Here is a 24,098-nt window from a genome sequence, read left to right as displayed (position 1 = left end):
CGTTTGAGGCGCCGCCGGAGGCACCCGGGCGGACACCGCCCGTCCCGCTGAGGCCCGAGCCCGCCCGCGGACGGCGCGCGCCCGCCCGGGGCGCCTCAAACGCTGGGGGCTGAAAGGGAGCCGGGATCAGGCCGTGGCGACGGCCTGGCGGACCTCGTCCGCGAACTGGCGGGCCGACGCGCGGAGCGCACCGGCGTCGGGCCCGTGCCGCAGCACCCCGCGGGACACGTTCGGCACGACGTTGCGCACGGCCGCCCCGAAGACCCCCGGCAGATCGGCGGCGGTGGCGCCCTGCGCCCCGATGCCCGGCGCCAGCAGCGGCCCGTTGATGTCCAGGTCGAAGGAGGACAGGTCCCCCAGCGTCGCCCCCACCACCGCACCGAAGGAGCCCATCGGCTCCGCGCCCGCGTTCTCCGCGGCCAGGTGCGCCAGCATCGTCGCCCCGATGGTCCGGCCGTCCTCCCGCACCGCCCGCTGCACCTCGGCGCCCTCCGGGTTCGAGGTCAGGGCCAGCACGAAGAGCCCCGCCCCCGACGCCCGCGCCAGCTCCACGGCGGGCGCGAGCGAGCCGTAGCCGAGGTACGGGGAGACCGTCAGCGCGTCGGAGAAGAGCGGCGAGGCCGGGTCCAGGAAGGTCTGCGCGTACGCGGCCATCGTGGAGCCGATGTCCCCGCGCTTGGCGTCCATGACCACGAGCGTGCCCGCGGCCCGGGCGTCCGCGACGGTCCGCTCCAGCACCGCGATGCCCTTCGAGCCGAAGCGCTCGAAGAAGGCGGCCTGCGGCTTGAAGACGGCCACCTGGTCCGCCAGGGCCTCCACGACGGTCCGGGAGAACCTCTCCAGGCCCGCGATGCCGTCGTCGAGGCCCCAGGAGGCCAGCAGGGCCGCGTGCGGGTCGATCCCGACGCACAGGGGGCCGCGGTCGTCCATGGCGGCGCGCAGGCGCGTGCCGAAGGGGGTCAGGGGGGCAGAGGTCACAGCGCGGCCTTCCGGGTCTCCGCGCCCACCGCTTCGGCGAGGGTCGCGTACGGGCTGTTGGCCAGGCGCGCGGCCAGGCCCTTGTGGATGGCGCGGGCGTAGAACGGGCCCTCGTAGATGAAGGCGCTGTAGCCCTGCACCAGGGTCGCGCCCGCCAGGATGCGCTGCCAGGCGTCCTCGGCGTCCTCGACGCCCCCGACGCCCACCAGGACGATGCGGTCGCCCACGCGGGCGTACAGGCGGCGCAGGACCTCCAGGGAGCGGGCCTTGACGGGCGCGCCGGAGAGGCCGCCGGTCTCCTTGACCAGTTCGGGCGCCGACGTCAGGCCGAGGCCCTCGCGGGCGATCGTGGTGTTGGTGGCGATGATGCCGTCCAGGCCCAGCTCCAGGGCGAGGTCGGCGACCGCGTCCACGTCCTCGTCGGCGAGGTCGGGGGCGATCTTGACGAGCAGCGGCACCCGGCGGCCGGTCACCGCTCGGTCCGCGGCCTCCCGTACGGCGGTCAGCAGCGGCCGCAGCGACTCCGTGGCCTGGAGGTTGCGCAGGCCGGGGGTGTTCGGCGAGGACACGTTCACGACGAGGTAGTCCGCGTGCAGGGCGAGCCGTTCGGTGGAGGCGACGTAGTCCGCGACGGCCTCGTCCTCGGGCACGACCTTGGTCTTGCCGATGTTGACGCCCACGACCGTCCTGAAGACGGGCCGGCGGGTCGCGAGGCGCTCGGCGACGGCCGCGGAGCCCTCGTTGTTGAAGCCCATGCGGTTGATCAGCGCGCGGTCCGGGACCAGCCGGAACAGGCGCTTCTTGGGGTTGCCGGGCTGCGGCTCGGCTGTGACGGTGCCGATCTCGACGTGGTCGAAGCCGAGCATGGACATGCCGTCGATGGCGACCGCGTTCTTGTCGAAGCCCGCGGCGAGGCCGAAGGGTCCGTGCATCCGCAGGCCGAGGGCCTCGGTCCGCAGCTCCTTGAAGCGCGGGGCCAGGGCGGCCGCCAGGAAGGTGCGCAGCACCGGGACGCGGGCGGCGAGCCGGATCCAGCGGAAGGCCGCGTAATGGGCCTTCTCGGGGTCCATCCGCTTGAAGACGAGGTCGAAGAAGAGTTTGTACATGGGCTGAGGATCCTTCTGCGCTCATGAAGAGGGGGACACCCGGCGCGCCGCGGCGCGTCCGGTGTCCCCCTCTCCCGTACGGCTACGGGCGTTGTCTGCTAGTCGCGGGCCGCGATCAGGTGCTGTGCGTGCTCCTGGAGCGAACGGACGCCCACGTCGCCGCGGTTGAGCGCGTCGATGCCCTGGACGGCGGCGGCGAGCGCCTGGACCGTGGTCAGGCAGGGGACGCTGCGCGCCACGGCCGCCGTGCGGATCTCGTAGCCGTCGAGGCGGCCGCCGGTGCCGTACGGGGTGTTGACGATGAGGTCGACGTCGCCGTCGTGGATGAGCTGGACGATGGTCTTCTCGCCGTCCGGGCCCTCGCCCTCGCTGAGCTTGCGCACCACGGTGGCGTTGATGCCGTTGCGGCGCAGCACCTCGGCGGTGCCGGAGGTCGCGAGCAGCTCGAAGCCGTGGGCGACGAGTTCGCGCGCCGGGAAGATCATGGAGCGCTTGTCGCGGTTGGCGACGGAGATGAACGCGCGGCCCTTGGTGGGCAGCGGGCCGTAGGCGCCGGCCTGCGACTTGGCGTAGGCCGTGCCGAAGACCGAGTCGATGCCCATGACCTCGCCGGTGGAGCGCATCTCCGGGCCGAGGACGGTGTCCACGCCGCGGCCGTGGATGTCACGGAAGCGGCTCCACGGCATCACGGCCTCCTTGACGGAGATCGGCGCGTCGAGCGGCAGGGTGCCGCCGTCGCCGTTCTTCGGCAGCAGGCCCTCGGCGCGCAGTTCGGCGATGGTGGTGCCGAGCGAGATGCGCGCGGCGGCCTTGGCGAGCGGGACCGCGGTCGCCTTCGAGGTGAAGGGGACGGTGCGCGAGGCGCGCGGGTTGGCCTCCAGGACGTAGAGGATGTCACCCGCCATCGCGAACTGGATGTTGATCAGGCCGCGGACGCCGACGCCCTTGGCGATGGCCTCGGTGGAGGCGCGCAGGCGCTTGATGTCGTGGCCGCCGAGGGTGATCGGGGGCAGCGCGCAGGCGGAGTCGCCGGAGTGGATGCCGGCTTCCTCGATGTGCTCCATGACGCCGCCGAGGTAGAGCTCGGTGCCGTCGTAGAGGGCGTCGACGTCGATCTCGATGGCGTCGTCGAGGAAGCGGTCGACCAGGACCGGCCGGGTCGGGCTGATCTCGGTGGACTCGGCGATGTACGAGGACAGGCGGTCCTCGTCGTAGACGATCTCCATGCCGCGGCCGCCGAGCACGTACGAGGGCCGTACGAGGACGGGGTAGCCGATCTCGTCGGCGATGGCCTTGGCGCCCTTGAAGGTGGTGGCGGTGCCGTGCTTCGGAGCGGGCAGACCGGCGTCGGCGAGGACCTGGCCGAAGGCGCCGCGGTCCTCGGCGGCGTGGATGGCCTCCGGCGGGGTGCCGACGACGGGGACGCCGTTGTCCTTGAGCGCCTGGGCGAGACCGAGGGGGGTCTGGCCGCCGAGCTGGACGATGACGCCCGCGATGGGGCCCGCGAGGGACTCCGCGTGCACGATCTCCAGCACGTCTTCGAGCGTCAGCGGCTCGAAGTACAGGCGGTCGGAGGTGTCGTAGTCGGTCGAGACGGTCTCGGGGTTGCAGTTGACCATCACGGTCTCGTAGCCCGCGTCGCTGAGCGCGAAGGAGGCGTGGACGCAGGAGTAGTCGAACTCGATGCCCTGGCCGATGCGGTTCGGGCCGGAGCCCAGGATGATCACCGCGGGCTTCTCGCGGGGGGCGACCTCGGACTCCTCGTCGTAGGACGAGTAGAAGTACGGGGTCTTCGCGGCGAACTCGGCGGCGCAGGTGTCGACGGTCTTGTAGACCGGGCGCACGCCGAGCGCGTGGCGGACCTCGCGGACGACGTCCTCGCGCAGGCCGCGGATCTCGGCGATCTGGACGTCGGAGAAGCCGTGGCGCTTGGCTTCGGCGAGCAGCTCGGGGTGGAGCTTCTCGGCGGCGGCCAGGTCGTCGGCGATCTCCTTGATGAGGAACATCTGGTCGACGAACCAGGGGTCGATCTTCGTGGAGTCGAAGACCTCTTCCTGGGTGGCGCCGGCCCGGATGGCCTGCATGACGGTGTTGATGCGGCCGTCGGTCGGGCGGGCCGCGGTGCGCAGCAGCTCGTCCTTGTCGCCGGGCTCGCCGACGAAGGTGAACTGCGAGCCCTTCTTCTCCAGGGAGCGCAGGGCCTTCTGGAGCGCCTCGGTGAAGTTGCGGCCGATGGCCATGGCCTCGCCCACCGACTTCATGGTGGTGGTGAGGGTGGAGTCGGCGTTCGGGAACTTCTCGAAGGCGAAGCGCGGGGCCTTGACGACGACGTAGTCGAGGGACGGCTCGAAGGAGGCCGGCGTCTTCTCGGTGATGTCGTTCGGGACCTCGTCGAGCGTGTAGCCGATGGCCAGCTTGGCGGCGATCTTGGCGATCGGGAAGCCGGTGGCCTTCGACGCGAGCGCGGACGAGCGGGACACGCGCGGGTTCATCTCGATGACGATGACCCGGCCGTCGGCGGGGTCGATCGCGAACTGGATGTTGCAGCCGCCGGTGTCGACGCCGACCTCGCGGATGATCGCGATGCCGATGTCGCGCAGCCGCTGGTACTCGCGGTCGGTCAGCGTCATCGCCGGGGCGACGGTGATCGAGTCGCCGGTGTGGACGCCCATGGGGTCGAAGTTCTCGATGGAGCAGACGACGACGACGTTGTCCTTGGTGTCGCGCATCAGCTCAAGCTCGTACTCCTTCCAGCCGAGGATGGACTCCTCCAGGAGCACCTCGGTGGTCGGGGAGAGCGTGAGGCCCTGGCCGGCGATTCGGCGCAGCTCGTCCTCGTTGTGGGCGAAGCCGGAGCCGGCGCCGCCCATGGTGAAGGAGGGGCGGACGACGACGGGGTAGCCGCCGAGGGTCTCGACGCCCTGGATGACGTCGTCCATCGAGTGGCAGATGACCGAGCGGGCGGATTCGCCGTAGCCGATCTTCTCCTTGACGGCTTCGACGACGCCCTTGAAGAGGTCGCGGTCCTCGCCCTTGTTGATGGCTTCGACGTTGGCGCCGATGAGCTCGACGCCGTACTTCTCCAGGACGCCCTGCTCGTGCATGGAGATCGCGGTGTTGAGCGCGGTCTGGCCGCCGAGGGTCGGCAGGAGCGCGTCGGGGCGCTCCTTCGCGATGATCTTCTCCACGAACTCGGGGGTGATCGGCTCGACGTAGGTGGCGTCGGCGATCTCCGGGTCGGTCATGATCGTCGCCGGGTTGGAGTTCACCAGGATGACGCGCAGGCCCTCGGCCTTGAGGATGCGGCAGGCCTGGGTGCCGGAGTAGTCGAACTCGGCGGCCTGGCCGATGACGATCGGGCCGGAGCCGATGACCAGGACGGACTGGATATCGGTGCGCTTAGGCACGCTCGGCCTCCATCAGATTCACGAAACGGTCGAAGAGGTACGCGGCGTCGTGCGGGCCGGCGGCCGCCTCGGGGTGGTACTGGACGCTGAAGGCCGGCTGGTCGAGCAGCCGGAGGCCCTCGACGACCTGGTCGTTCAGGCAGACGTGGGAGACCTCGGCGCGGCCGTAGGCCGTCTCGGAGACCTTGTCGAGGGGCGCGTCGACGGCGAAGCCGTGGTTGTGCGCGGTGACCTCGACCTTGCCGGTCGTGCGGTCCTGCACCGGCTGGTTGATGCCGCGGTGGCCGTACTTCAGCTTGTAGGTGCCGAAGCCGAGGGCGCGGCCCAGGATCTGGTTGCCGAAGCAGATGCCGAAGAGCGGCGTCTTGCGGGCGAGGACGCCCTGCATCACGGAGACGGGGCCGTCGGCGGTGGCCGGGTCGCCGGGGCCGTTGGAGAAGAAGACGCCGTCGGGGTTGACGGCGTAGACGTCCTCGACGGTGGCGGTGGCGGGCAGCACGTGCACCTCGATGCCGCGCTCGGCCATCCGGTGCGGGGTCATGCCCTTGATGCCGAGGTCCACGGCGGCGACGGTGAACTTCTTCTCGCCGATCGCGGGGACGACGTACGCCTCCTTGGTGGCGACCTCGGCGGCGAGGTCGGCGCCCTTCATCTGGGGGGCGTCCTGGACCTTCGCCAGCAGTACGGCGTCGTCCATCACCGCCTCGCCGGAGAAGATGCCGACGCGCATGGCGCCGCGCTCGCGCAGGTGGCGGGTCAGGGCGCGGGTGTCGACGCCGCAGATGCCGACGACGCCCTGGCGGACCAGCTCCTCGTCCAGCGAGCGCTGCGAGCGCCAGTTGGAGGGGACGCGGGCGGGGTCGCGGACGACGTATCCGGCGACCCAGATGCGGCCGGACTCGGGGTCCTCGTCGTTGACGCCGGTGTTGCCCACGTGCGGGGCGGTCATCACGACGACCTGGCGGTGGTAGGACGGGTCGGTCAGCGTCTCCTGGTAGCCGGTCATGCCGGTGGAGAACACGGCTTCGCCGAAGGTCTCCCCCACGGCCCCGTAGGCGCGCCCGCGGAAGATGCGGCCGTCCTCCAGGACGAGTACGGCGGGAGCTTTGGCTGCTCCCCTGGTGGAGGTCGTCATCGTTCGGCGCCTTCCGTCGTGTGCGAGTGGTTCATGGAGTTGATGGCTTCGACCCAGGCGGCGTGTTCGGCCGCCCGGTCGGAGCGGAATCCGGAGTCGATCAGCTTGTCGCCGTGCGCCCAGGTGACGACGAGCAGGCCGCCCTCGGTCAGTACCTTGCCCGCGATCCCCTTGTCGAGGCGGGCGCCGCGCAGCTGCGCGGCCGGCACGAAGAAGTCGGTGGCACCCGGACGGACCACGTCGAGGCCGGTGTCGGTGAGCGTCAGCTCGACGCGGCTGCGGATGCCGAGGCCGTGGGCGACGATCCGGTCGAGCCACTGGCCGGCGGTCGTCGAGCCGTGGTAGCGCCCGGTCAGGGCGAGCCGGTGCTCGGGGAGCCCGCTCGGGGCGGTGGGCAGCGCGGGCAGGTCGTTCTGCAGCGCGCCGCGCCACTTCCAGCCCTGCCGCATCAGCCAGTACACGAAGGCGATGAAGACGAGCAGGCCGAGCACCCACGCGATGCGCGCGTCCCAGTCCGTCACCTCCGCCGACTGTCGTCCGGCGGCCTCGGCGGCCAGTTGGATCACTGCAGGTGTCACGCCAGTTTCCCGTCCACGACCGTTGCCCGGCCCCGCAGGAAGGTGTGAGTGACGCGTCCCGGAAGCTCGCGGCCCTCGTAGGGCGTGTTGCGGCTGCGGGAGGCGAAGTGTGCGGGGTCCACGACACCACGGTACGAGGTATCGACCAAGGTCAGGTTCGCGGGTTCACCTGCCGAGACGGGGCGGCCGTGGTTCTCCAGGCCGCCGATGCGCGCGGGGCGCAGCGACATGCGGTCGGCGACGCCCGCCCAGTCGAGCAGGCCGGTCTCGACCATCGTCTGCTGGACGACGGAGAGCGCGGTCTCCAGGCCGACCATGCCCATGGCGGCGGCGGCCCACTCGCAGTCCTTGTCCTCGTGGGGGTGCGGGGCGTGGTCGGTGGCGACGATGTCGATCGTGCCGTCGGCGAGCGCCTCGCGCAGGGCCAGCACGTCGCGCTCGGTGCGCAGCGGCGGGTTGACCTTGTAGACGGGGTCGTAGGAGCGCACGAGCTCGTCGGTGAGGAGCAGGTGGTGCGGGGTGACCTCGGCGGTCACGTCGATGCCGCGGGACTTGGCCCAGCGGACGATCTCGACGGAGCCGGCCGTGGAGAGGTGGCAGATGTGCACGCGGGAACCGACGTGCTCGGCAAGGAGGACGTCGCGGGCGATGATCGACTCCTCGGCGACGGCGGGCCAGCCGCCGAGGCCGAGCTCGGCGGAGACGACGCCCTCGTTCATCTGGGCGCCCTCGGTGAGGCGGGGCTCCTGGGCGTGCTGGGCGACGACGCCGCCGAAGGCCTTCACGTACTCCAGCGCGCGCCGCATGATCACGGCGTCGTCGACGCACTTGCCGTCGTCGGAGAAGACGGTGACGCGGGCGGCGGACTCGTGCATGGCGCCCAGCTCGGAGAGCTTCTTGCCCTCCAGGCCGACGGTGACGGCGCCGATGGGCTGCACGTCGCAGTAGCCGGACTCCTTGCCCAGGCGCCAGACCTGCTCCACGACGCCGGCGGTGTCGGCGACCGGGAAGGTGTTCGCCATGGCGAAGACGGCGGTGTAGCCGCCGCTGGCGGCGGCGCGGGTGCCGGTGAGGACGGTCTCGGAGTCCTCGCGGCCCGGCTCGCGCAGGTGGGTGTGCAGGTCGACCAGGCCGGGGAGCAGGACCTGTCCGGCGGCTTCGATGACGGTCGCGTCACCGGCGTCGATGCCGCTGCCGACGGCGGCGATGGTCTCGCCGTCGATCAGGACGTCCTGCGCCTCGCCGCCGAGCACCTTCGCGCCACGAATAAGGATCTTGCTCATCTTTACTTGCTCTCCGATTCGACGGGGCGGGCGTGGCTGACGGCGGACTCGTTGCCGCCCAGCAGGAGGTACAGGACCGCCATGCGGATGGACACGCCGTTGGCGACCTGCTCGACGACGGTGCAGCGGTCGGAGTCGGCGACCTCGGCGGTGATCTCCATGCCCCGGACCATGGGGCCGGGGTGCATCACGATGCCGTGCGCGGGCAGCTTGGCCATGCGCTCGCCGTCGAGGCCGTAGCGCCGGGAGTACTCGCGCTCGGTGGGGAAGAAGGCGGCGTTCATCCGCTCTCGCTGCACACGCAGCATCATGACCGCGTCCGACGCCGGCAGCACCTCGTCGAGGTCGTACGAGACCTCGCAGGGCCAGCTCTCGATGCCGATCGGGACCAGGGTGGGCGGGGCCACCAGGGTGACGTGCGCGCCGAGGGTGTGCAGCAGGTCGACGTTGGAGCGGGCGACCCGGCTGTGCAGGACGTCGCCGACGAGGGTGATGCGCTTGCCGGTGAGGTCCTGGCCGAGCGCGTCGGGGCCGACGAGGCGGCGGCGCATGGTGAAGGCGTCCAGCAGGGCCTGGGTCGGGTGCTGGTGGGTGCCGTCACCGGCGTTGATGACCGGGACGTCGATCCAGCCGGAGGTGGCCAGCCGGTACGGGGCCCCGGAGGCGCTGTGGCGGATGACCACGGCGTCGATGCCCATGGCGTCCAGGGTCTGGGCGGTGTCCTTGAGGGATTCGCCCTTGGAGACGCTGGATCCCTTGGCCACGAAGTTGATCACATCGGCGGAGAGGCGCTTCTCGGCGGCCTCGAAGGAGATCCGGGTGCGGGTCGAGTCCTCGAAGAAGAGGTTGCAGATGGTCAGGCCGCGCAGGGTGGGCAGCTTCTTTATCGGCCGGTCGGCGACCCGGGCCATCTCCTCGGCGGTGTCGAGGATGAGGACGGCGTCGTCGCGCGAGAGATCTGCGGCCGAGATGAGGTGGCGCTTCATCTGGGTGCTCCGTGGGTCCGGGGGTCTGGGAGGTCGGGCGGGCTGCCGGGGTGCGGGCAGGCGTCGGTGGAGCGGCGTGCGGGCGCACGCCGGCGCGGACCCCCGCGGAGGGGGCCCTCACGCGTGTGGGCTACTGCCCGCCTGCCGTGGCGGTCCGCTGGCCGAGCAGTACGGCGTCGCGGCCGTCCTCCTCCTGGAGCTGGACCATGACGGTCTCGCGCAGCGAGGTGGGGAGGTTCTTGCCGACGTAGTCGGCGCGGATCGGCAGTTCGCGGTGGCCGCGGTCGACGAGGACCGCGAGCTGGACGGCGCGGGGGCGGCCGATGTCGCCGAGGGCGTCGAGGGCGGCGCGGATGGTGCGGCCGGAGAAGAGCACGTCGTCGACGAGGACCACGAGCCGGCCGTCGACCCCGTCGCCGGGGATCTCGGTGCGGCCGATCGCCCGGGCGGGCTTCATCCGCAGGTCGTCGCGGTACATGGTGATGTCGAGGGAGCCGACCGGGACCTTCGTGCCGGTGATCTCTTCGAGCTTGGCCGCGAGGCGGCGGGCGAGGAAGACCCCGCGGGTGGGGATGCCGAGGAGCACCACGTCGTCGGCGCCCTTGGCGCGTTCGACGATCTCGTGGGCGATGCGGGTCAGGACCCGGGCGATGTCCTGCGCCTCCAGTACGGGGCGGGCACCGTCGCCGGTCTGCCGGTCGGGCTGAGCGTCCATGAAGAGGACCTCCTTCTCCGCCTCACGGGACGGACCTTAAAGGACGTCGGGCCGACTGCCTGGGGCAGCCGGGTGGTACGTCGTCCACGGTACCAGGGCCCTTCGGGGCGGCCCGACCGGGGTCGCCGCGGTCCCCTCGGAGGGGGCCGACGGCACCATTCGGCTTGACGCATCCAAGTAACGCTGCGTAACCTCACAGTGAGTTACCATCCGCGCGGCGCAGCCGCACGTTGTCCCCACCATCACAGCGTCACAGCGTCCGGGAGCGTTATGTCCAGCGAATACGCCAAGCAGCTCGGGGCCAAGCTCCGTGCCATCCGCACCCAGCAGGGCCTTTCCCTCCACGGTGTCGAGGAGAAGTCCCAGGGCCGGTGGAAGGCCGTGGTGGTCGGGTCGTACGAGCGCGGGGACCGCGCCGTGACCGTCCAGCGCCTCGCCGAGCTGGCGGACTTCTACGGGGTGCCGGTGCAGGAGCTCCTGCCGGGCACCACGCCGGGCGGAGCGGCCGAGCCGCCGCCGAAGCTGCGCCTGGACCTGGAGCGCCTGGCCCACGTCCCCGCCGAGAAGGCCGGCCCGCTCCAGCGCTACGCGGCGACGATCCAGAGCCAGCGCGGCGACTACAACGGCAAGGTGCTCTCGATCCGCCAGGACGACCTGCGCACCCTCGCGGTCATCTACGACCAGTCCCCCTCGGTGCTGACCGAGCAGCTCATCAGCTGGGGCGTGCTGGACGCGGATGCCCGTCGTGCCGTGACCCACGAGGAGATCTGAGCCCCGCTCCGATCCCGCTCGACACACCGGGCCCAGGCCCAGCAGAAACGTTTACCGGTGGGGCTGGGAAGCCATGCGCTTCCCAGCCCCACCGGTTTTTTGCTCCCCGCGCCGGAAGCGGACACGCGCAGGGCCCGCAGCGCGCGATGCGCTGCGGGCCCTGCGCGTACCTGTGAACCGGTGTCCGGAACGGGCGGCGACTAGTCGCGCTCGTCCCGCCGGAGCTTCGGCTTGAGGTCCTTGAAACGGGCCAGCAGCCCGTTCACGAACGAGGGGGACTCGTCCGTGGAGAACTCCTTGGCGAGCTGGACGGCCTCGTCGATCGCCACGGCGTCCGGGGTCTCGTCGACCCAGATCAGCTCGTAGGCACCCAGCCGCACGATGTTCCGGTCCGCGACCGGCATGCGGTCGATGTCCCAGTCCACGGCGTAGGTGATGATCAGGTCGTCGATGCGGTCCACCTTGTCGGCGTACCCCTCGACGAGGTTCATCGTGTACTCGCTGACCGCCGGCTGACGGCCGTCGGTGTCGTTCCGTGAGTGACGGACCCAGTCGGCGAGGACCTCGCGCACGGGCACGTCGCGCTGATCGGCCTCGAAGAGGATCTGGAAAGCACGCTTGCGGGCGTTGCTCCGGGCTCCCACGGTTAGCTGTTCACCCGGCCGAGGTAGTCGCTGGTACGGGTGTCGACCTTGACCTTCTCGCCGGTGGTGACGAAGAGCGGGACCTGGATCTCGTGACCGGTCTCCAGCTTGGCGGGCTTGGTGCCGCCGGTGGAGCGGTCGCCCTGGACGCCCGGGTCCGTGTGCTCGATCACGAGCTCGACGGCGGCCGGCAGCTCGACGTAGAGCACCTCGCCCTCGTGCTGCGCGACGGAGGCGGTGAAGCCCTCGATCAGGAAGTTGGCGGCCGAGCCGACGGCCTTGCGGTCGACCATGAGCTGGTCGAAGGTGCTCATGTCCATGAAGACGAAGTAGTCGCCGTCCATGTACGAGAACTGCATGTCACGGCGGTCAATGGTGGCCGTCTCGACCTTGGTGCCGGCGTTGAACGTCTTGTCGACGACCTTGCCGGACATCACGCTCTTGAGCTTGGTGCGCACGAAGGCCGGGCCCTTGCCGGGCTTGACGTGCTGGAACTCGACGACGGACCAGAGCTGGCCCCCGTCGAGCTTGAGCACCATGCCGTTCTTGAGGTCGTTCGTGGAAGCCACGGTTGCGAAATCTCCTGGACTGGTGGACCACGGGTGGCGCGCACAGCAAAGCTAGAGCGCGAGCAGCTCCTTGGTCGTGATGGTGAGTAGCTCGGGTCCGCCGTCCGCCTCGGGGCGCACGACGAGCGTGTCATCGATCCGGACGCCGCCCCGGCCAGGGAGGTGAACCCCCGGTTCGACGGTGACCGGCACGCAAGCGTCCAGTTTACCCATTGCTGTAGGTGCAAGCTGCGGGTCCTCGTCGATTTCGAGACCGACGCCGTGTCCGGTCGACGGCGCGAGGGCCTCGCCGTGGCCCGCGGAGTCCAGGACGGAGCGCGCCGCGTGGTCCACGTCGCGGTACGCGGCCCCGGGCACCAGGGCCTCGCGGCCCGCCCGCTGAGCGGCGAAGACGAGTTCGTACAGCTCGATCTGCCAGTCCGCGGGGGTGGTGCCGATGACGAAGGTACGGCCGATCTCACACCGGTAGCCCCGGTAGTTCGCGCCCAGGCAGACCGAGAGGAAATCCCCCTCCTCCACCCGGCGGTCGGAGGGCCGGTGCCGGGAGCGGCCGGAGTGCGGGCCGGTGCCGACGGAGGTGGCGAACGCCGGGCCGTCGGCGCCGTGGTCCACGAGGCGGCGTTCCAGCTCCAGGGCGAGGTGGCGTTCGGTCCGGCCGACGAGGATGGACTCCAGGAGTTCTCCGAGGGCCTGGTCGGCGATCTCGGCGGCGATCCGCAGACAGGCGATCTCCTCCTCGTCCTTGATCAGCCGCTGCTGTTCGACGGCGGGCCCGAGGTCGGCGAGCCGCAGGCCCGGAGCGACCGAGCGCAGGGCGCGGTGCCGGGCGACGGTGAGGTGGTGTTCCTCGACGGCCAGCACCTCCGCGCGCACGTCCCGGCCGGTGGCCAGGTCGGCCGCCGCGACGGCCGGATCACCGCCCGGCCCGGCCGGGACGGACAGCCGCAGCTGGTCGTCGAGCCGGCCCTCGTCCGCTTCGCCGGTGGGCGGGGCGGCGCAGAAGAGGACGTCCTCGGCAGGCCCGACCAGCAGGACCGCGCCCTCGGGGAAGGCGCCGGTCAGGTAGCGGACGTTGGCCGGACGCGTGATCAGCGCGGCGGAGTTGCCCGCTGCGGCACAGCGGTCGCGAAGCAGGGCCCGACGGGCCGCGTACACGTCTGACATGTCTTCGAGCGTACGAGCGCCCCGCGCATCCGGCCCGGCGAGCGCGTCCGGTCGGGGAGCGGGCCGCGTACGGGCCCTGCGGGCCGGGGGATCACCGGCCCGCAGGGGGCCGCCGTCACCAGCCGCCGGGGGCGGCGATGGCGCGGGCCAGGACCTCGTCGAGGGCCCGGGCGGTGCCCTCCACGTCCAGCTGCGAGTTGTCGATGATGGGCAGGCCGGAGCCGTACCAGCCGGCCATCCGGCCGTGGATCCGGGCGACTTCCTCGTCGGAGAGGCGGCGGTTGCCGGAGCGGGCCGCGTTGCGCTCCAGGACGATCTCCAGGCCGGGCAGCAGGACCACCGGCAGCAGGCCGGGTCCCACGTGCCGCTTCCAGCCGCCCAGCCCCACCACGGGCCGGTCGGGGAAGACGGCGTCGTCGAGGATGCAGGAGATCCCGTTGGCCAGGAAGTTGCGGGCGGCGAAGCCGCAGGTGCGGCGGGCGAGCCGGTACTGGGCCTCGGAGTGGTCGTTCCAGCCCGCCTGCGGGTCGGCGAAGCCGGAGCAGACCCACTCACGCACGTCGTCCAGGCTGATGTGGGCCGTCGGCACCTGCCGGGAGCCGGCCCAGTGCCGGGCCACGGTGGTCTTGCCCGCGCCGGCGGGGCCGATGAGGAGCACGGCCAGGGTGGCGACGCCGGTGCCGGGGGCGGGCGGGGCCACCGCCGGGAGCGGGATGTGCCCGGTGGCCTCGGGGACGGGTGCCACCGTCCCCGAGGGCCGCGCGCCCGTACCGGGCACGTAGGCGGGCTGCAGGGGCGCCCCGGCGGGCGGCTGCGCGGGCGCGGGAGCCGGGACGGCCATCGGGGGGCCGGCGGGGTGCGGCGGGCCCGCGGGCTGCGGGTGCGGCGGGCCGGCCGGAGCCGACGGCGGGTGCGGCGGGCCCGGGTGGTGCCCCGGTTCCGCGTGGTGCGCCGGGCCCGCGTGGTGCCGCGGCGGGTCCGCCGGGCGCGGCGGGCCGGTGGGCGGCGGCGCCGCCCAGCCGGGCACGGGGGCTATCGGCGGCTGCGCGGGGGCGGCCGGATGCTGTCCCGGCTCGCCCCATCCCCCCACTCCGTGCTGCATCCGCTGCCACTCCGTCTCGTTCAGGCGAGGACTGATGCGAGAACGTTATCTCAGGCGGCGGGCAGTTCTTCCGCCAGCGCGTGCAGGGCGAGCCGGTAGGAGCCGAGCCCGAAGCCCGCCACGGTCCCGGTCGCCACCGAGGCGATGACCGACGTGTGCCGGAATTCCTCGCGGGCGTAGGGGTTCGAGATGTGCACCTCGATCAGCGGAGCGGTGCGCTGCGCCGCGGCGTCCCGCATGGCGTACGAGTAGTGCGTGAAGGCGCCGGGGTTGATGACCACCGGCACCTTCCCGTCGGCGGCCTCGTGCAGCCAGCGCACCAGCTGGCCCTCGTCGTTGGTCTCGCGGACCTCGACGTCGAAGCCGAGCTCCCGGCCGAGGCTCTGGCAGCTCTCGACCAGCCCCGCGTAGGAGGTGGCCCCGTACACGTCGGGCTCGCGCGAGCCCAGCCGGCCCAGGTTCGGGCCGTTCAGCACGAGCACCTTGCGGCTCACGCGGACACCTCGCCGTAGGCCGCGACCAGCACCGACGGGTCCGGGCCCTCCAGGACGGTCGGCTTGGCCAGCCCGTCCAGGACGATGAAGCGCAGCAGGTCGCCGCGGGACTTCTTGTCGACCTTCATGGTCTCCAGCAGCTTGGGCCACTGGTCGCCGCGGTAGGTCAGCGGCAGGCCCACCGAGGCGAGCACGCTCTTGTGCCGCTCGGCGGTCGCGTCGTCGAGCCGTCCGGCGAGGCGGCCCAGTTCGGCGGCGAAGACCATGCCGATCGACACGGCGGCGCCGTGGCGCCACTTGTAGCGCTCGTTCTTCTCGATCGCGTGGGCGAGGGTGTGTCCGTAGTTGAGGATCTCCCGCAGGCCCGATTCCTTGAGGTCGCTGGAGACCACGTCGGCCTTGACCCGGATGGAGCGCACGATCAGCTCGGCCGTGTGCGGTCCCTCGGGGGTCCGGGCCGCCTGCGGGTCGCCCTCGATCAGGTCGAGGATCACCGGGTCGGCGATGAACCCGGCCTTGATGATCTCGGCCAGGCCGCTGACGTAGTCGTTGACCGGCAGCGAGTCGAGGGCCGCCAGGTCGCACAGCACCCCGGCGGGCGGGTGGAAGGCGCCGACGAGGTTCTTGCCCTCGGCGGTGTTGATGCCCGTCTTGCCGCCCACGGCCGCGTCGACCATCGCAAGGACGGTGGTCGGCACGGCGATCCAGCGCACCCCGCGCAGCCAGGAGGCCGCGACGAAGCCCGCGAGGTCGGTGGTGGCGCCGCCGCCGACGCCGACGATCACGTCGGTGCGGGTGAAGCCGGACTGGCCGAGCGCCTTCCAGCAGTACGCCGCGACCTCGACGGTCTTGGCCTCCTCGGCGTTCGGCACCTGGATGGCGACCGCTTCGTATCCCTGGGCCGCGAGGTCGTCACGCAGCGCCTCACCCGTGGAGGCCAGCGCCTCGGGGTGGATCACCGCGACGCGCTGCGCCTTGGTGCCGATCAGGGTGCCCAGCTCGCCGAGCAGCTGCCGGCCGACCAGCACGTCGTACGCGTCGTGCCCGGCGCTGGCGCCGACCTGGATGCGGGTCACCTGGTCTGTCATACGTCCTTCAACTCCAGAGCGTCGAGGACCGCCTGGGCGACCTCTTCGGGGGTGCGGTCGTCGGTGGCCACCACGACGCGCGCGACTTCGGTGTACAGGTGGCGGCGGGCGTCCATCAGCTCGCGCCACTGGCGCCGCGGATTGACCGCGAGCAGGGGCCGGGCGGCGCCGAGGCCGACCCGGCGGACCGCCTCGTCGGTGTCCATCGACAGGTAGGCGACGGGCAGCCCGGCGAGCAGGGCCCGGGTGCCGTCGTCGAGGACGGCGCCGCCGCCGAGGGCGAGGACTCCGGTGTGCCCGGCGACGGCCTCGGCGACGGCCGCCCGTTCCAGGTCGCGGAAGTACGGTTCGCCCTCGTCGACGAAGAGGTCGGCGATGGGCCGGCCCTCGGCGGCGACGATGTCCGCGTCCGTGTCCCGGTAGGGCACGCCGAGCCGCTCGGCGAGCAGCTGCCCCACCGTGGACTTGCCGGACCCCATCGGTCCGACGAGGACGACCAGGGGGCCGCCGGTCACCGGATCTGCAGGTTGTCGAGGTACGAGCGGACGTTGCGCCGGGTCTCGTTGACCGAGTCGCCGCCGAACTTCTCCACGACGGCGTCGGCCAGCACGAGGGCGACCATCGCCTCGGCGACGATGCCCGCCGCGGGGACGGCGCACACGTCGGAGCGCTGGTGGTGGGCGACCGTCGCCTCGCCGGTGGCCACGTCGACGGTGGCGAGCGCGCGGGGCACGGTCGCGATCGGCTTCATGGCGGCCCGTACGCGCAGCAGCTCGCCGGTGGTGAGGCCGCCCTCGGTGCCGCCGGAGCGGCCGGAGGTGCGCTTGATGCCCTCGGGGGTGGAGACGATCTCGTCGTGCGCCTTGGAGCCGGGGACGCGGGCCAGTTCGAAGCCGTCGCCGACCTCGACGCCCTTGATCGCCTGGATGCCCATGAGCGCGGCGGCGAGCCGCGCGTCCAGGCGCCGGTCCCAGTGGACGTGCGAGCCGAGGCCGACCGGGACGCCGTAGGCGAGCACCTCGACGACGCCGCCGAGGGTGTCGCCGTCCTTGTGGGCCTGGTCAATCTCCGCGACCATCGCCTTCGACGCGTCGGCGTCGAGGCAGCGCACCGGGTCGGCGTCGAGCTTGTCGACGTCCGCGGGGGTCGGGTAGACGCCGTACGGGGCCTTGGCGGAGGCCAGCTCCACCACGTGGGAGACGATCTCGATGCCCGCGGTCTCCTTGATGAAGGACCGGGCGATGGCGCCGAGGGCGACGCGGGCGGCCGTCTCGCGGGCGCTGGCGCGCTCCAGGATCGGGCGGGCCTCGTCGAAGCCGTACTTCTGCATGCCGGCGAGGTCGGCGTGGCCGGGGCGCGGGCGGGTCAGCGGGGCGTTGCGCCCGGAGCCCTCCAGCTCGGCCGGGTCGACGGGATCGGCCGACATGACCTTCTCCCACTTCGGCCATTCGGAGTTGCCCACCATGACGGCGACCGGGGAGCCGAGGGACAGCCCGTGGCGGACACCGCCGAGGAAGGTCACCACGTCCTGCTCGAACTTCATCCGGGCACCGCGGCCGTATCCGAGCCGGCGGCGCGCCAGGTGGTCGGCCACCAGTTCGGTGGTGACCGGAACGCCGGCGGGAAGCCCCTCCAGCGTCGCTACCAGCGCCGGTCCGTGCGACTCCCCGGCGGTCAGCCAACGCAACCTGCTCAACGATGCTCCTCATGCTCGCGCCTGGCACAGCTACGGCGCGACCGGGTGCGCCGCCCGGGCCCGCCGACCCCGATCCTCCCATGTCCGGGCCGATGTCCCGGCCTCCGGTCCAGCTATCGGACGCCACTGTGGCAGGTCGGGAGGGGTTCGGGCGGGTACGGGCCGGTCGGCCGGGTGGATCTACCGGGCGGCCAGGGCGCGTTCCCCGGCGGCCCGCATCGCGGCGAGCGGGCCGGGAGAGCGGCCGGTCATCAGCTCGACCTGGAGGACGGCCTGGTGGACGAGCAGGTCGAGCCCGCCGACCAGCGCGCCGCCGCGGCCGCTCCACGCCGCGGCCAGCGCCGTCGGCCAGGGGTCGTAGAGCACGTCGAACAGGGTGCCGGGCCGCTCCGGGACGGCCGCGGCGAGCGCGTCGGTGGCTCCGGCCGGGGTGGTCGCGATCACCAGCGGCGCGTGCAGCGCTTCGGCGGCGGCCGCCCAGCCGGCGGTGCGGACGGGAACGCCGAGCCGCTCGCCCCAGCGGCGCATCTCGTCCGCCCGGTCGGCGGAGCGGACGTACGCCGTCACCTCGCCGGAGCAGACCCGGGCGAGGGCGGCCAGCGCGGAGGAGGCGGTGGCGCCCGCGCCCAGGATCGCGGCCGACGGGACCTTCTCGACCCCGCGCTCGCGCAGCGCGGAGACGATGCCGGGGATGTCGGTGTTGTCGCCGACCCGGCGGCCGTCCTCGGTGAAAACGACCGTGTTGACCGCTTCCACGGAGGCGGCGGTCGCGCTGACCTCGTCGAGCAGCGGCATGACAGCCCGCTTGAGCGGCATGGTCAGCGACAGGCCCGCCCAGTCGGGGCCGAGCCCGGCGAGGAAGGCCGGGAGCGCGGCCTCGTCGATCTCGAACCGGTCGTAGGACCGGTCGACGAGGCCCAGCTCCCGGTAGGCGGCGCGGTGCAGCACCGGTGAGAGGGAGTGCTCGATGGGCGAACCCAGCACCGCGGCCCTTATCCGTGACATGTTCTCGCTACCCACCGCTCTGCTGCTGCTTCTTCTCTGCCTGGCGCGTGTTGAACTCCTCGACGAGCTTGTTGTGCTCGGCGAGGGTCTTGGTGAAGGTGGTCTTGTTCCCGTCGACCGAGACGAAGAACATCCAGCCGTCCTTGTCGGGGTTCAGGACCGCGTTGAGCGCGTCGGCGCCGGGGTTGCTGATGGCCCCGGGCGGCAGGCCCCGGTTCTTGTAGGTGTTGTACGGGTCGTCGATGGACCGCGTCTCCTCGCGGGAGACGTTGATGTTGCTCGTGCCCTTGATGTAGTTGATCGTCGAGTCGAATTCGAGCTTCTGGTTGGTGACGGTGTTCGAGGGCTTGAGGCGGTTGTAGATGACGGCCGCCATCTTGCGGTAGTCCTCGTGCTTGTTGCCCTCCGCCTGGACCAGGCTCGCGACGGTGACGACTTCCAGCGGGTTCTTGAGGCCGAGGTCCTTGGCCTTGCCCTCGATGCCGAGCGCCGCGTACTTGTCGGTGGCGTTCTTGACCATCTTCTTGAGCAGGTCCTGCGGGGTGATCCCGGTGGTGACGTCGTAGCGCGCCGGGTAGAGGAATCCTTCCAGCGGGTCCTTGAGCCCCTTGCCGTCCTCGGCCCAGGCGGGCAGGCCGAGGGTCTTGACCTCCCGCTTGGCCAGCTCCTGGGTGGTGCCCTCCTGGAGCCCCAGCTTCTTGTCGATCGTCTCGTAGACCTTCACGTTGCGCAGGCCCTCGGCGACGATGATGACGTTGAGCTTCGAGGGGTCGGACATGATGTCGACGACGGACTTCGCCGACATCTGCTTGCGCAGCGGGTAGAGACCGGGCTGGATCCCGCTGCCCTTGGGGTTCTGCTGCGCCGCGTTGACGAAGGCCTGGGCGCTGGCGACCACGCCGGCCTTCTCCAGGATGGCGCCCATCTGGCCGAGCGTCGCGCCCTTGGGGATCTCCACGTCGACCGCGGTGGTGCCCTCGCCCGAGTAGTCCTCGGCCATGCCGAGCTTCGCCTTGATGTAGGAGAAGCCGTAGTAGCCGACGCCGCCGACCGCGCCGACGATGACCAGGGCGGCGATCAGGCACGCCGAGCCCGCGCGTCTCGATCCCTTGTTCTTGTCGTCCTTGCCCTTGCCGCGGCCGCGGCGGCCCGTGGGGGGCTCGTCCTCGCCCCCGCCACCGGCCGCGAGGAAGGACCCGTCCTCCTCGTCCTGCGGCTCGGCGCTCTCGTCCTGCCACTCGGTGGAGGGCTCGGGGACGAGGTGGCGGCGGCCGGGGGGCTGCGGCGGCGGGTAGGCGCGGTCGGTGCCGTAGTCGTCCGGGGCCTCCCCCGGGTACGGCACCGGCTGCTGGGCGTACGGGTCCACGCCGTAGGGCACGGCCTGCTGGCCCTGGCCGGTGTCCCAGACCTCCTGGACCGGCGGGCCGCCGTCGTACACCGGCTGCTGCTGTTGCGGCTGCTGCGCATACTGCTGCTGCTGTTGCGGGTGCTCGGGCGCGTAGCCCTGGTACTCCGCGGGGTACTGCTGCTGAGGGTGCTGCGGGTGCGCGGCGTACTGCTGCTGCGGCTGCTGGTACTGCGGCTGCGGCGGCTGCCCGTGGTACTGCGGCTCCTGCGGATACTGCTGCCGGCCGACGTCGTGGGGCAGCTGACCCTGCTGGGTCTGGTGCGCCCACGCCGGGTCCCCGTAGAGAGGGTCCTCTGGGTGCCACGGTTCAGGGCCAGAGCCCCGTCCATACTCGGTCATCGGTCCCCTAGAGCCGCGAGACGGAGGCAGCGGCTGCTTGGTGGGCCGCGGCACCCGGTTCCGCCTCAGAAGTGGTGGGCGACGGCTGTTCGAATGCCGTCACATCGCGCGGAACGTTACCGTATCGCGATCAGACAACCACTTCGACGCACTCACCGGGCGGATTACCTGATACCCGTTCGGTCTCCAGCGCGTTCTGGAGGATGACCACGGCGGCCGCCTGGTCGATGACCGACCGGCCCTTCTTGGCGTTGCGCCCCGAGGCCCGCAGGCCCTGGGCCGCGGTGACCGTCGTCATCCGCTCGTCCACCAGGCGCACCCCCACGGGCTTGATGCCCTTGGCCAGCTCCATGGCGAAGGCCCGGCACTTGGCCGCGGCCGGCCCCTCCCGCCCGCTGAGCGAGCGGGGGAGGCCGACCACGACTTCGAGGGGCTCGTACTCCGCCACGAGCTGCCGCAGCCGCTTGTGCGCGGCCGGGATGTCGCGTCCCGGCACGGTTTCGACCGGTGTGGCCAGCACCCCGTCGGGGTCGCACGAGGCGACCCCGATCCGGGCGTCACCGACATCGATCGCGAGGCGTCGGCCACGGCGCAGCGTCATCGTCAGGCCGTCTCGCCGACGAGGCGCTCGACCGCGCCGATGGCCTCGCCGATGGCGTCCGGGTTCTGCCCGCCGCCCTGGGCGACGTCCGGCTTGCCGCCGCCACCGCCGCCGAGGGTCTTGGCGGCCGCGCGCACCAGGTCGCCGGCCTTGAGGCCGCGCTCGCGGGCGGCCTCGTTGGTGGCGATGACGGTGAGCGGGCGGCCGCTGGCGACCGTGAAGAGGGCCACGACGACCGGACGGTCCCCGGGGACGCGGCCGCGGACGTCGAGGACCAGCTTGCGCAGGTCGTCGGCGCCGGTTCCGTCCGGCACCTGGCCGGTGACCACGGCGACGCCGCGGACGTCCTGGGCGCCGGCGACCAGACCGGCGGCGGCCTGGAGCACCTTCTCGGCGCGGAACTTCTCGATCTCCTTCTCGGCGTCCTTCAGCTTGCCGAGCATGGAGGCGATCTTCTCCGGCAGCTCCTCGGGACGGCCCTTGACCAGCTCCTGGAGCTGGGCGACGACCGTGTGCTCCTTGGCGAGGAAGTTGTACGCGTCCACGCCGACCAGGGCCTCGACGCGGCGCACGCCGGAACCGATGGAGGACTCGCCGAGCAGCTTGACCAGGCCGAGCTGAGCGGTGTTGCCGACGTGGGTGCCGCCGCACAGCTCCTTGGAGAAGTCGCCGATGGTGACGACGCGCACGCGCTCGCCGTACTTCTCGCCGAACTCGGCGATGGCGCCCTGCTTCTTCGCCTCGTCGATGCTCATGACCTCGGCGGTGACGTCCAGCTCGCGCGCCAGCACGTCGTTGATCTTCTGCTCGACGTCGGTGAGCACCGTGCCGGGGACGGCGTTCGGCGAGCCGAAGTCGAAGCGGAAGCGGCCGGGCGAGTTCTCGGAACCGGCCTGGGCGGCCGTCGGGCCGAGGGCGTCGCGCAGGGCCTGGTGGGTCAGGTGGGTGGCCGAGTGCGCGCGGGCGATGGCCCGGCGGCGCTTGACGTCGATGACGGCGTACGCGGAGGCGCCCACCGTGACCTCGCCGACCTGGACGACACCCTTGTGCACGTGCACGCCCGGGACCGGCTTCTGCACGTCGCGGATCTGGACGACCGCGCCCGAGTGCAGCTTGATCCGGCCCTGGTCGGCGAGCTGACCGCCGCCCTCGGCGTAGAAGGGGCTGCGGTCCAGGACGATCTCGACCTCGTCGCCCTCGGAGGCGGCGGGCGAGGAGACCCCGTCGACGAGGAGGCCCACGATGGTGGACTCGCCCTCGGTGGAGCCGTAGCCGGTGAACTCGGTCTCGCCGGAGTGGTCGGCCACCTCGCGGTAGGCGGACAGGTCGGCGTGACCGGTCTTCTTGGCGCGGGCGTCGGCCTTGGCCTTGTCCCGCTGCTCCTGCATCAGGCGCCGGAAGCCCGGCTCGTCCACGGAGAGGCCCTGCTCGGAGGCCATCTCCAGGGTGAGGTCGATCGGGAAGCCCCAGGTGTCGTGGAGCAGGAACGCCTTGTCCCCGGCCAGGACCGAGCCGCCCGCGGCCTTGGTCTCGCTGATGGCGGTGTCGAGGATGTTCGTGCCGCCCTTGAGGGCCTTGAGGAAGGCGGCCTCTTCGGCGAGGGCGACGGTCTCGATCCGCTTGCGGTCGGTGACCAGCTCCGGGTACTGGAGGCCCATGGTGTCGATGACGACGCCGATCAGGTCCAGGACGACCGGGCCGGTGGCGCCCATGAGGCGCATGTTGCGGATGGCGCGGCGCATGATGCGGCGCAGCACGTAGCCGCGGCCCTCGTTGCCGGGGGTGACCCCGTCGCCGATGAGCATGGCGGAGGTGCGGATGTGGTCGGCGACCACGCGCATCGAGACGTCGCTGTCCTGGGCGGCGCCGTAGCGCACGCCCGTCAGCTCGGTGGCCTTGTCCATGACCACGCGCAGGGTGTCGGTCTCGTACATGTTCTGCACGCCCTGCAGGATCATGGCGAGGCGTTCGAGACCGAGGCCGGTGTCGATGTTCTTCGACGGCAGGTCGCCGAGGATCGGGAAGTCTTCCTTGTTCTCGCCCGCGCCGCGCTCGAACTGCATGAAGACCAGGTTCCAGATCTCCACGTACCGCTCGTCGTTGACGGCCGGGCCGCCCTCGACGCCGAACTCGGGGCCGCGGTCGTAGTTGATCTCGGAGCAGGGGCCGCAGGGTCCGGGCACGCCCATGGACCAGAAGTTGTCCTTCTTGCCCAGGCGCTGGATGCGCTCGGCGGGCACGCCGATCTTCTCGCGCCAGATCTGCTCGGCCTCGTCGTCGTCGAGGTAGACCGTGATCCAGAGCTTCTCGGGCTCCAGGCCGTAGCCGCCGTCCGCCACGGAGCTGGTGAGCAGCTCCCAGGCGTAGGTGATGGCGCCTTCCTTGAAGTAGTCGCCGAAGGAGAAGTTGCCGCACATCTGGAAGAACGTGCCGTGGCGGGTGGTCTTGCCGACCTCTTCGATGTCCGGCGTGCGCACGCACTTCTGGACGCTGGTCAGCCGCTGGGCGGGCGGCTTGACCTCACCCAGGAAGTACGGCTTGAACGGGACCATGCCCGCGTTGACCAGCAGCAGAGTCGGGTCGTCCGCGATGAGCGACGCCGAAGGGACAACGGCGTGACCGCGCTCCTCGAAGAAGCTCAGCCAGCGGCGGCGGATTTCAGCCGACTCCATCAGTGGTCCTCATTCCGGTTGTACGAAAACTTCGGGGGGTCGTTCTTGTGCGGGCCCGCGTCGGTCCCGAGGGCCCGCAGCCGCCGCGGCCCGGGGAGGGCGGTGACGTTGTCGGGCCGGTCGGGATCCTGGTGCAGGCCCAGTGCGTCGTTCAGCTCGTCCTCGCGCTGCGTCATTCCCGCTTTGACGTCGAGGGCGAAGTCCTTGAGCCGGTGGCCCGCTTCCAGCGCCTTGTCGGCGGCCTGCGCGGCGAGGCTCTCCGGGGTCAGCTGCTTGAGCTTACGGTTCACCTTGGTGGTGGCCCACACGCCGGCGGCTGCGCCTGCGGTGAACCAGAAGGTACGGCGGAACATCGCG

22 protein-coding genes are annotated in these 24,098 nt (G+C 71.8%); 1 reads left to right on the top strand and 21 read right to left on the bottom strand.

All coding sequences use genetic code 11. From position 1 onward, the window contains the following. Positions 1-126 precede the first annotated feature (126 nt). From pyrF to pyrR, 8 genes are all read right to left on the bottom strand, one after another. Positions 127-978, bottom strand: a complete 852-nt coding sequence (gene pyrF / locus ABZY31_RS19905; protein WP_356412151.1) for an orotidine-5'-phosphate decarboxylase — start codon at positions 976-978, stop codon at positions 127-129. Next, complete coding sequence (locus ABZY31_RS19900; protein WP_356412150.1) at positions 975-2,084, bottom strand: quinone-dependent dihydroorotate dehydrogenase; 1,110 nt, start codon at positions 2,082-2,084, stop codon at positions 975-977. The genes pyrF and ABZY31_RS19900 overlap by 4 nt, the downstream gene beginning before the upstream one ends. 98 nt (positions 2,085-2,182) lie before the next feature. After that, complete coding sequence (gene carB / locus ABZY31_RS19895; RefSeq protein ID WP_356412148.1) at positions 2,183-5,491, bottom strand: carbamoyl-phosphate synthase large subunit; 3,309 nt, start codon at positions 5,489-5,491, stop codon at positions 2,183-2,185. Then, the gene (gene carA, locus ABZY31_RS19890) at positions 5,484-6,626 is read right to left on the bottom strand and encodes a glutamine-hydrolyzing carbamoyl-phosphate synthase small subunit (RefSeq protein ID WP_356412146.1); all 1,143 of its coding nucleotides are present in this window, start codon (positions 6,624-6,626) and stop codon (positions 5,484-5,486) included. Before carA ends, carB begins: the two co-directional genes overlap by 8 nt. Further along, entirely contained in the window at positions 6,623-7,204 is a 582-nt protein-coding gene (locus ABZY31_RS19885) for a hypothetical protein (protein WP_356412144.1), read from the bottom strand. Before ABZY31_RS19885 ends, carA begins: the two co-directional genes overlap by 4 nt. Further along, a complete protein-coding gene (locus tag ABZY31_RS19880) occupies positions 7,201-8,487 on the bottom strand; it encodes a dihydroorotase (protein ID WP_356412142.1) in 1,287 nt (428 codons plus the stop codon). The genes ABZY31_RS19885 and ABZY31_RS19880 overlap by 4 nt, the downstream gene beginning before the upstream one ends. Before the next feature lie 2 nt (positions 8,488-8,489). Next, positions 8,490-9,473, bottom strand: coding sequence for an aspartate carbamoyltransferase catalytic subunit (locus ABZY31_RS19875; protein WP_356412140.1), 984 nt, complete (start codon positions 9,471-9,473; stop codon positions 8,490-8,492). 130 nt (positions 9,474-9,603) lie between these two features. Beyond that, a complete protein-coding gene (pyrR, locus tag ABZY31_RS19870) occupies positions 9,604-10,188 on the bottom strand; it encodes a bifunctional pyr operon transcriptional regulator/uracil phosphoribosyltransferase PyrR (RefSeq protein WP_356412138.1) in 585 nt (194 codons plus the stop codon). 270 nt (positions 10,189-10,458) lie between these two features. On the opposite strand from pyrR, the gene bldD reads away from it, so the two are divergent. Further along, on the top strand, positions 10,459-10,959 hold the full coding sequence (bldD, locus tag ABZY31_RS19865) for a transcriptional regulator BldD (RefSeq protein WP_283451446.1): 501 nt from the start codon (positions 10,459-10,461) through the stop codon (positions 10,957-10,959). A 200-nt stretch (positions 10,960-11,159) separates the two neighbouring features. Here the strand turns inward: bldD and nusB are convergent, their stop codons facing one another. From nusB to ABZY31_RS19800, 13 genes are all read right to left on the bottom strand, one after another. Further along, a complete protein-coding gene (gene nusB, locus ABZY31_RS19860) occupies positions 11,160-11,603 on the bottom strand; it encodes a transcription antitermination factor NusB (RefSeq protein WP_356412136.1) in 444 nt (147 codons plus the stop codon). Positions 11,604-11,605: 2 nt separating this feature from the next. Next, a complete protein-coding gene (gene efp, locus ABZY31_RS19855) occupies positions 11,606-12,172 on the bottom strand; it encodes an elongation factor P (RefSeq protein ID WP_351042088.1) in 567 nt (188 codons plus the stop codon). 51 nt (positions 12,173-12,223) lie between these two features. Then, the gene (locus tag ABZY31_RS19850) at positions 12,224-13,336 is read right to left on the bottom strand and encodes an aminopeptidase P family protein (RefSeq protein WP_356412134.1); all 1,113 of its coding nucleotides are present in this window, start codon (positions 13,334-13,336) and stop codon (positions 12,224-12,226) included. A gap of 115 nt (positions 13,337-13,451) precedes the next feature. Continuing rightward, positions 13,452-14,438 (bottom strand): AAA family ATPase, encoded by a 987-nt coding sequence (locus tag ABZY31_RS19845; protein ID WP_356412132.1) that lies wholly within the window; start codon positions 14,436-14,438, stop codon positions 13,452-13,454. Positions 14,439-14,488: 50 nt separating this feature from the next. Continuing rightward, positions 14,489-14,932: a type II 3-dehydroquinate dehydratase gene (gene aroQ / locus ABZY31_RS19840; RefSeq protein WP_356412130.1), complete on the bottom strand. Its 444-nt coding sequence runs from the start codon at positions 14,930-14,932 to the stop codon at positions 14,489-14,491. Then, a complete protein-coding gene (aroB, locus tag ABZY31_RS19835) occupies positions 14,929-16,020 on the bottom strand; it encodes a 3-dehydroquinate synthase (protein WP_356412129.1) in 1,092 nt (363 codons plus the stop codon). The genes aroQ and aroB overlap by 4 nt, the downstream gene beginning before the upstream one ends. Then, entirely contained in the window at positions 16,017-16,535 is a 519-nt protein-coding gene (locus tag ABZY31_RS19830) for a shikimate kinase (RefSeq protein WP_356412127.1), read from the bottom strand. The genes aroB and ABZY31_RS19830 overlap by 4 nt, the downstream gene beginning before the upstream one ends. Next, positions 16,532-17,716, bottom strand: coding sequence for a chorismate synthase (gene aroC, locus ABZY31_RS19825; protein ID WP_356412125.1), 1,185 nt, complete (start codon positions 17,714-17,716; stop codon positions 16,532-16,534). The genes ABZY31_RS19830 and aroC overlap by 4 nt, the downstream gene beginning before the upstream one ends. 180 nt (positions 17,717-17,896) lie before the next feature. Further along, the gene (locus ABZY31_RS19820; RefSeq protein ID WP_356412123.1) at positions 17,897-18,721 is read right to left on the bottom strand and encodes a shikimate dehydrogenase; all 825 of its coding nucleotides are present in this window, start codon (positions 18,719-18,721) and stop codon (positions 17,897-17,899) included. A gap of 7 nt (positions 18,722-18,728) precedes the next feature. Then, positions 18,729-20,468 (bottom strand): endolytic transglycosylase MltG, encoded by a 1,740-nt coding sequence (gene mltG / locus ABZY31_RS19815; RefSeq protein WP_356412121.1) that lies wholly within the window; start codon positions 20,466-20,468, stop codon positions 18,729-18,731. A gap of 130 nt (positions 20,469-20,598) precedes the next feature. Beyond that, on the bottom strand, positions 20,599-21,069 hold the full coding sequence (gene ruvX / locus ABZY31_RS19810) for a Holliday junction resolvase RuvX (RefSeq protein ID WP_330329458.1): 471 nt from the start codon (positions 21,067-21,069) through the stop codon (positions 20,599-20,601). 2 nt (positions 21,070-21,071) lie between these two features. Then, positions 21,072-23,741, bottom strand: a complete 2,670-nt coding sequence (gene alaS, locus ABZY31_RS19805; RefSeq protein ID WP_356412119.1) for an alanine--tRNA ligase — start codon at positions 23,739-23,741, stop codon at positions 21,072-21,074. Beyond that, positions 23,741-24,094, bottom strand: coding sequence for a DUF6167 family protein (locus ABZY31_RS19800; protein WP_356412117.1), 354 nt, complete (start codon positions 24,092-24,094; stop codon positions 23,741-23,743). The genes alaS and ABZY31_RS19800 overlap by 1 nt, the downstream gene beginning before the upstream one ends. Between the last annotated feature and the right edge of the window lie 4 nt (positions 24,095-24,098).

Source organism: Streptomyces sp. NPDC006529, assembly GCF_040611795.1.
Classification (GTDB): Bacteria; Actinomycetota; Actinomycetes; order Streptomycetales; family Streptomycetaceae; genus Streptomyces.
This window is presented reverse-complemented; position numbering and strand designations above follow the sequence as displayed.